This window comes from Microbacterium sp. 01T413_2 (assembly GCF_056398985.1).
In genome coordinates this window covers 19,688-27,121 of record NZ_JBFTQL010000040.1, presented here as the reverse complement: position 1 = coordinate 27,121, position 7,434 = coordinate 19,688, and the positions used below count along the sequence as shown (strand labels likewise).

Annotated in this window: 3 protein-coding genes; all 3 read left to right on the top strand. The window is 71.2% G+C overall.

Annotation, left to right across the window (positions count from 1 at the left end; all coding sequences use genetic code 11):
- Nucleotides 1-219 precede the first annotated feature (219 nt).
- The 3 genes from AC1DMN_RS16885 to AC1DMN_RS16875 all read left to right on the top strand — a co-directional run bounded on the left by AC1DMN_RS16885 (nt 220) and on the right by AC1DMN_RS16875 (nt 7,377).
- On the top strand, nt 220-1,716 hold the full coding sequence (locus AC1DMN_RS16885) for an RDD family protein (RefSeq protein WP_477231197.1): 1,497 nt from the start codon (nt 220-222) through the stop codon (nt 1,714-1,716).
- A gap of 64 nt (nt 1,717-1,780) precedes the next feature.
- Complete coding sequence (locus AC1DMN_RS16880) at nt 1,781-6,292, top strand: FtsK/SpoIIIE domain-containing protein (protein WP_477231196.1); 4,512 nt, start codon at nt 1,781-1,783, stop codon at nt 6,290-6,292.
- Nucleotides 6,289-7,377 carry a hypothetical protein gene (locus tag AC1DMN_RS16875; protein WP_477231195.1) on the top strand — a complete coding sequence of 363 codons (1,089 nt, stop codon included), beginning with the start codon at nt 6,289-6,291 and terminating at the stop codon, nt 7,375-7,377. Before AC1DMN_RS16880 ends, AC1DMN_RS16875 begins: the two co-directional genes overlap by 4 nt.
- Nucleotides 7,378-7,434: the final 57 nt, after the last annotated feature.

The window sequence follows — 7,434 nt, the reverse complement described above, 5'->3', positions numbered from 1 at the left end:
CGGTGAGGGTTATGGGGAGCTGACCACGGGTCTGAAGCAGGCTGTGGATGGCATCAATGACATGTCGGAGTCGCTTCTGGGCATGATGCGTGCGATCCAGGACCTGGACACGCAGCTCGCCGGCGGCTGACACCGCGAACACGATCGAAGGGCCGGTGCGCGACACCGGCCCTTCGCATCGTTCGGATCCGGCATATCGGATTGATAACGTGGGGGGATATGAGCCTGTCGAACGACATCTGGGAGATTCCGGCCCAGATCACCGACATCGAGGGTCTGGATGCGCAGGGGCGCCCTGATCCGGCGTATGCGCAGGCGATCGGCCTCGTCCCGGCCCGCACCGGGATGCGGGTGCTGTCGACCCTTCTGGAGCTGGTCGTGGCGCTCGTCATCGCCGTTCCGGGAACGATCGCCGGCACGAACCTGGTGCTGCTGAGCGCGGCGGATCCGGCCGGTCTCCTGGCCCGCAAGGACCTGATCTGGATCCTGCTCCCGCTGATCGTGTCGTACGCGCTCATGCTGATCTACACGCTCGTTCAGCTCATCCTGCACGGCCTCAAGGGCGTGACGCTCGGCAAGGCTGTGGCCGGGATCCGCACCGTCAACGTGCGCACGCTGGAGAAGCCGGGTTTCTGGCGCGGCGCCGTGGTGCGCTATCTGATCCTCGCCGCATCGTTCCTGGTGCCGCTGATCGGCCCCCTGCTCGTGATCGCGCTATCGCCGCTGTTCGACGCGGAGCGGCGCGGGCGAGGCTGGCCCGACCGGGTCGCGGCCACCTGGCTCGTGGATGTCCGCCGGGGCCTGAACCCGTACGACGGCAAACGCATGCGCATCGCCCGCAAGCAGATCACCACCCAGGTGCATGAGGCCGCCCCGGCGCTGCCGTCGTTGGCCACGCCCACAGACCGCGACGCCCCCGCGGTGTACGTGCCGACCGGGCGCTTCTCCGGCGGTGTGGTCGGCGCGCATCGCGCCGCGGCTCCGACGCCCTCGCCGTCCGGCGCACCCTCGCCGTCCGCCGTCCCCGGTGCGCCCGTCGTGGGCGTGCCGTCGCTGGCCACGCCCACGACCGCGCAGGTCGGCCCCGCCGGCTCCGCGTCCGCCGTCCCGGCACCCGCTCCCGCCGACTCCGGCGCTCCCGCTTCGGCCGTGGCACCGTCCGTGCCGGCGCCGGCCGCGTCCTCGCCGGCGAGCACCTCGGCCGGYGGGTTCGCCCCACCCCCGGCTTCCGGCGAGGCCACCTGGCAGCCCCCCACGATCGCGCCGGTGGCGGCCGCCGCGGCTCCGGCAGCACCTGCGGCGCCCGCCGTGCCGGCTGCATCCGTGGCGCCCGCCGTGCCCGACGCCCCGCGCGCAGTGCTCGTGATCGACAACGGCGAGCGGGTCGAGGTGCGCGCCGCGACGCTCATCGGGCGTGCTCCCGCTGCCAGTCCCTCGGCGGGGGCAGGGGCGGACGCCTCGACAGGCTCGGCGACGGGCGAGGGCGAAGTCCAGCTCGTGCGCGTGCCGGACGAGACGCGCTCGGTCTCCAAGACCCATGTGGCGATCCTGCTCTCGCGTCGTGGTGTGGTCGCGGTCGATCGCGGCTCCACCAACGGCAGCTCGATCGTGCGCGACGGCGCGGAGCATCCGCTGACCCCGGGACACCCCGCCGAGCTGCGCGCCGGTGACGTGCTGCGCTTCGGCGACCGCAGCCTGCGCGTGGAGCAGGCATGACCCCCGGCGCCCGCGCGGCCGCCGCAGACACGACAGCGCGCGAGCGCCGCCCGGAGGATCACCGATGAAGGTCAAGCTCACCCTGCGCCGTCCCGGTGCGCCGCTCACCGACATCGTCGTCACCGCCGACTCCACCGCCACGGTCGCCGACGTCGCGCACCACATCGCCACGACGGATCCGCTGCGCTCGATCCGCGTCGCGCACGGCGAGACGCTCACGCTCTCGGTCGCACCCCCCACGAGCGAGCGCCTGGTGACGCTCAACCCCGACCTCGCGATCGGCGACGCCCCGGTCGGATCCGGCTTCCTCGCCGAGATCGTGAACCTCGGCGCCGACCGGATCGCGACCGGCACCGCCGGCGCCCGTCCCGCCGCGCACCTGCGGGTGCTGTCCGGACCGGCCGCAGGCCAGGAGTTCTCCCTGCCGATCGGTCATTTCGTGATCGGTCGCGAGGCCTCCGCCGACGTGCACCTCGCCGATCCCCTCGTCTCCAAGAAGCACGCCCGCATCGAGGTCGCCGGGACGTTCGTCGAGCTCGTCGACCTGAACTCCGCGAACGGCATCCTGGTCGACGGAGGCCTGGTGCAGCGCCTGAGGGTGATCCCCGGTCAGCCGTTCACCCTCGGCGACAGCGAGATCGTGGTGCGCCTCGTGGGCGACTTCGACGGCAGCGCCGCGGATCAGGATCCGGTTCTCGAGCGCGGCGGTGCGCTGCTGTTCAACCGCAGCCCGCGCGTCGAGGAGCGCTTCGCCGGCGAGGACGTCGACGAACCGCGCTACCCGCGGGACCAGGTGCAGCGGCTGTTCCCGTGGCCCATGCTGGTCGCGCCGATCCTGCTCGCGGTGACCATGTGGGCGTTCACCGGACGCAGCCTCTCGCTGCTCATGGCGGCGGCGAGCCCGATGATGATGTTCGGCAACTTCATCTCGCAGAAGACCAACCTCGGCCAGCGCCTGCGCAAGGAGGCCGAGATCTTCGAGGACCAGTTCGAGCGCCTCGAGGAGAAGCTCTACCACGCCCGTCCGCGCGAGCACGCGGTGCGCAACAACGAGGTCCCCGCGGTCGCGGTCGTGTTCGACGAGGCCATGAAGCTCGGACCCCTGCTGTGGACCCGCCGCCCGGAGCACTGGAACTTCCTCGCCGTGCGCCTGGGCACCTGCTCCGACCTGTCCCGCACGACGATCAGTCGCACCGAGGCGGCCGAGGCGCTGCCCGAGTTCGTGGAGCGCGTCGACAGGCTCGAGGAGCGCTACCGCATCATCGAGGACGTGCCGATCCTGGAGTCGCTGCAGAGCGTGGGATCCATCGGCGTCGCCGGCCCCACCTCGGTCGCCGGCGACGCGCTGCGGGGTCTCGCCGTGCAGCTGTTCGGCATGCACTCCCCGAACGAGCTCGTCGCCGTCGCGCTCACCGAGCCCGGATGGGCGAACGAGCTGGACTGGTTGACCTGGCTGCCGCACACCTCGAGCGAGCGCAACCCGTTCAAGGAGATGGCGCTGGCCGACTCCGCGTCCACCGGCACGGCGTTGCTGAACGGCCTCGAGGAGATCGTGATGCGCCGGTCCACCGCGGCCGCGGCGCTGCGTCCGCCGTACGGTGACGACTGGGACCCCACCCGCTACGGCACCGACGTCAAGCGCGCCGCCGAGGAGTCGACCTTCGAGGGGCAGGCGGCGGTGGTCGTCATCGTCACGAACGACGCCCCCGTCGATCGCGCCCGGCTCACCCAGATCCTCGAGCGCGGCGCCGACGTCGGCGTCTACGCCCTATTCGTCGCGCCTGTCGTCGAGGCGCTGCCGGCCGCCTGCCGCAGCTTCATCGACGTGTCGGCCGGCCTCGAGCACGCCAGGGTCGGCACGGTCCGCAACGGCGTGAGCTACCCCGACGTGAAGGTCGAGGGCGTGTCGCACGCCTACATGACCATGTTCGCAAAGCGCCTGGCCCCGGTCGTSGACGCYTCSACCGTCGTGGAGGACTCCTCCGACATCCCGAACTCGGTCATGTTCCTSTCGCTSGTCGGATCCGAGACGGCRTCGGATCCGACCGCCGTGATCGACCGCTGGCGGCAGAACAACACGATCATCGATCGCTCCGGCGCGCCCCAGTCGCGGCTGAAGAAGGCGGGCAACCTGCGCGCCATCATCGGCCAGTCGCAGACCGATGCGATGACCCTGGACCTGCGCACCCAGGGCCCGCACGCCCTCGTCGGCGGTACCACCGGCGCGGGCAAGAGCGAGTTCCTGCAGGCGTGGGTGCTCGGCATGGCCGCCGCGCACAGCCCCGACCGGGTGACGTTCCTGTTCGTCGACTACAAGGGCGGATCCGCGTTCGCCGATTGCGTCGACCTCCCGCACACCGTCGGCCTGGTCACCGACCTCAGCCCGCACCTGGTGCGGCGCGCGCTCACCAGTCTCCGCGCCGAGCTGCACCATCGCGAGCACCTCTTCAACCGCAAGAAGGCGAAGGATCTGCTCGAGCTCGAGAAGCGCCGCGACCCGGACACGCCGCCGGCGCTCGTTCTCGTGATCGACGAGTTCGCCGCACTTGCGGGCGAGGTGCCGGAGTTCGTCGACGGTGTGGTCGACATCGCCCAGCGCGGTCGCTCGCTCGGCATCCACCTGATCATGGCGACGCAGCGCCCCGCCGGCGTCATCAAGGACAACCTGCGCGCCAACACCAACCTGCGCGTGGCGCTGCGCATGGCCGACGAGTCCGACTCGAAGGACGTCGTGGACGACGCCGTCGCCGCGTCATTCCCGCCGTCGATCCCGGGTCGCGGCATCGCGAAGACCGGTCCGGGACGCCTCGTGCCGTTCCAGTCCGCCTACGCCGGCGGCTGGTCCACCGACGAGGTGCAGGTGGCCGACGTGCGGGTGGCCGAGCTGCGGTTCGGATCCACCCAGCTCTGGGAGCCGGACCAGGAGCCCGAGTCGGACAGTCATGACGAGGACCTCGGGCCCAACGACCAGAAGCGCATCGTGGCGACGCTCGTGGCGGCGGCGCAGCAGGCCGGGATCCCCGCACCGCGCCGGCCGTGGCTCGACGACCTCGAGCACGCGGTCGACATCCGCGACCTGCCGACCCTCGGCGATGGGCAGATCCTGCTCGGCAAGACCGACGTGCCCTCCCGCCAGCTGCAGGAGCCGACGTATTTCGTGCCCGACCGGGACGGCTCGCTGCTCGTGTACGGCACGAGCGGTGCGGGCAAGTCGACCGTGCTGCGCACCCTCGCGATCGCGGCAGGATCGGACGCGGCCACGAACGTCGAGGTGTACGCCCTGGACTTCGGATCCGGAGCGCTCAAGAGCCTGGAGATCCTGCCGCAGGTCGGATCCGTGATCTCCGGCGACGACGCGGAGCGCGTGCAGCGCATCCTGCGTTCGCTCGCCCGGGTGCTCGACGACCGCGGCAAGCGGTTCAGCGCCGCGAACGCCGCGAGCCTCACGGAGTACCGCGAGCTCACCGGCATCGACGAACCGCGCATCCTGTTCCTGCTCGACGGGTTCCCGCAGTTCCGCAGCGAGTGGGAGTCGACCACGGCGCGGATGCCGTTCTACCAGACGTTCATGCGCATCCTCGGCGAGGGCCGCCCGCTCGGCGTGCACGTGATCGCGACCGCCGACCGCTCCGGTTCGGTGCCCACCGCGGTCAGCGCGAACGTCTCGCGCAAGGTCGTGCTGCGCCTGAGCGACGAGTCGGGCTACGCCATGCTGAACGCCCCGAAGGATGTGCTCGACGAGCGCTCCGCCCCGGGCCGGGCGATCGTGGACGGTCTCGAGACGCAGATCGCGACCCTCGGCGGTACCCCGAACGTGGCCGAGCAGACCAAACTGCTGGAGGCGATGGCGGCAGCCCTGCGCGCGGCAGGGGCGCGCGAGGTCGCCGAGATCGGCTCGCTGCCGACCCGGCTCGCGGTCTCGGCATTGCCGGATCGCATCGGCGAGTTCCCGGTGCTGGGTGTCGCGGAGGACACGCTGTCGGCACGCGAGTTCGACCCCATCGGCACATTCCTCGTGGCGGGCCCCCCGCTGTCGGGCAAGACCACGGCGCTCAAGGGCATCATCACCGCGATGCGCCGCTTCGACCCGGAGGTCAAGCTGTTCCACTTCGGGGGCCGGCGTTCGCAGCTCAAGGACTACGCCGACTGGACGCGCAGCGCCACCACGCCGGAAGCCGCCAAGGAACTCGCCGCCGAACTTGCGGAACTGGCCGGTGACGAGTCGATGCCGGTGCGCCTGCTCGTCGTCGTCGAAGACGTGCCGCAGTTCGCGGACACTCCCGCGGAACGCGACATGAAGGCGCTGTTCCAGGCCATCAACCGCAGCGACCACCTGCTGATCGGTGACCTCGACGTCACGCAGGCGACGAGTGGTTTCGGCTATATCGGCGACTTCAAGGCCGGCCGCAAGGGCATCGTGCTCAAGCCCGACGCCTTCGACGGCGATGCCGTGTTCAAGGTGCCGTTCCCGAAGGTCAAGCGCACCGACTTCCCCGAGGGCCGCGGCATCTTCGTCCAGGCGGGCCGCCAGGTCATCGTGCAGCTGCCGCTGGTGGAGGAGGAGACGCTCGCATGAGCGACATGAAGACGTTCGATGTGTCGGCGCTGACGGATCCGATCCCGTCCGGGGCGGTGAAGGCCGAGGCGAGCGAGCGGCTGCGCGGGGAATCCGGTGCGAGCGCCGAGACGCGCATGACGGTCGGCGCGGTCGTGCGCAGCGTGGTGCTTCTGATCGGCGCCGCGGTGCTGGCGGGATTGTTCGTGCGACTCGTGCAGCTGCTCTTCGGCGCCTACGAGTTCACGCCTTCGACCGTCGTGATCGCGCTGCTCATGGTCGTTCCCCTCGTCGTGATGAGGGTGCGCGGCCTTTCGCAGTCGCGCCGCGACCTCGATCGGGGATGGTATCGGCTGCGACGTTTCGCCGAGGCGAACGGGCTCACCCACACCATCCGCATCTCCGACCCGACGCACCCCGCCGCCGTGTTCACGGCCGGGACCGACCGGGTCTCCAGTGACGTGGTGCGCGGATCCGTCCCCTCCGCCCTCGGCGGCCGTGCCTTCGAGGTGGGCAACCACGGATTCGACACCTGGGCGGCGCGCGCCCGCCTTCCGCACGAGCTCGACTACGTGATGCTGCCGCTGCGCGCGCCGTCACCGGCGTTCACCATCATCGACCTGTCGCACGCGCGGGCTCGTCCGCCGTGGGAGCCCGCGGCCGGACAGCAGCCCGTCGCACTCGGCGACGGGTTCGACGAACGTTTCGAGACACGGTGTGCGCCGGAAGCGCAGGACGCGGTGCGTGCCGTGCTGACACCGCCCGTGCGTGCGGCGCTGACGCGGCTCGTCGCCGGGGCTGAGGTCGGCGTGGATCTCGAGGTCGTCGAAGGATCCTTGTACGTCGTCGTGCGCCGGAGCCTGCCGATCACCGATCCGACGTACTGGGAGTGGGTGGAGGATCTCGCACGGCTCGTCGACGAGCAGCTGGATCAGCGCTCCGACGCCGCCGCGTCCCTGCGCGTGGGCGAGGAGGATCCGCAGCGGGCCGCACGTCGCGCCCGGCTGCTCGGCCGCGTGCGCGGCGGGCGTCAGGTGGCGGTCGGCTGCCTCTTGCCGTTGCTGTTCGGCGCTGTCGCGGCAGCGGTCAGCGTGATGTGGCGGTGACAGCAGCGCAGCGGTGACCGGCCCGCGGCATGGGGAGTGCTCCCCATCGCGAGGGGC

Excerpts from the sequence above, each read along its gene's own strand:
- AC1DMN_RS16875 (WP_477231195.1), top strand. The coding sequence starts at position 6,289 with ATGAGCGACATGAAGACGTTCGATGTGTCGGCGCTGACGGATCCGATC.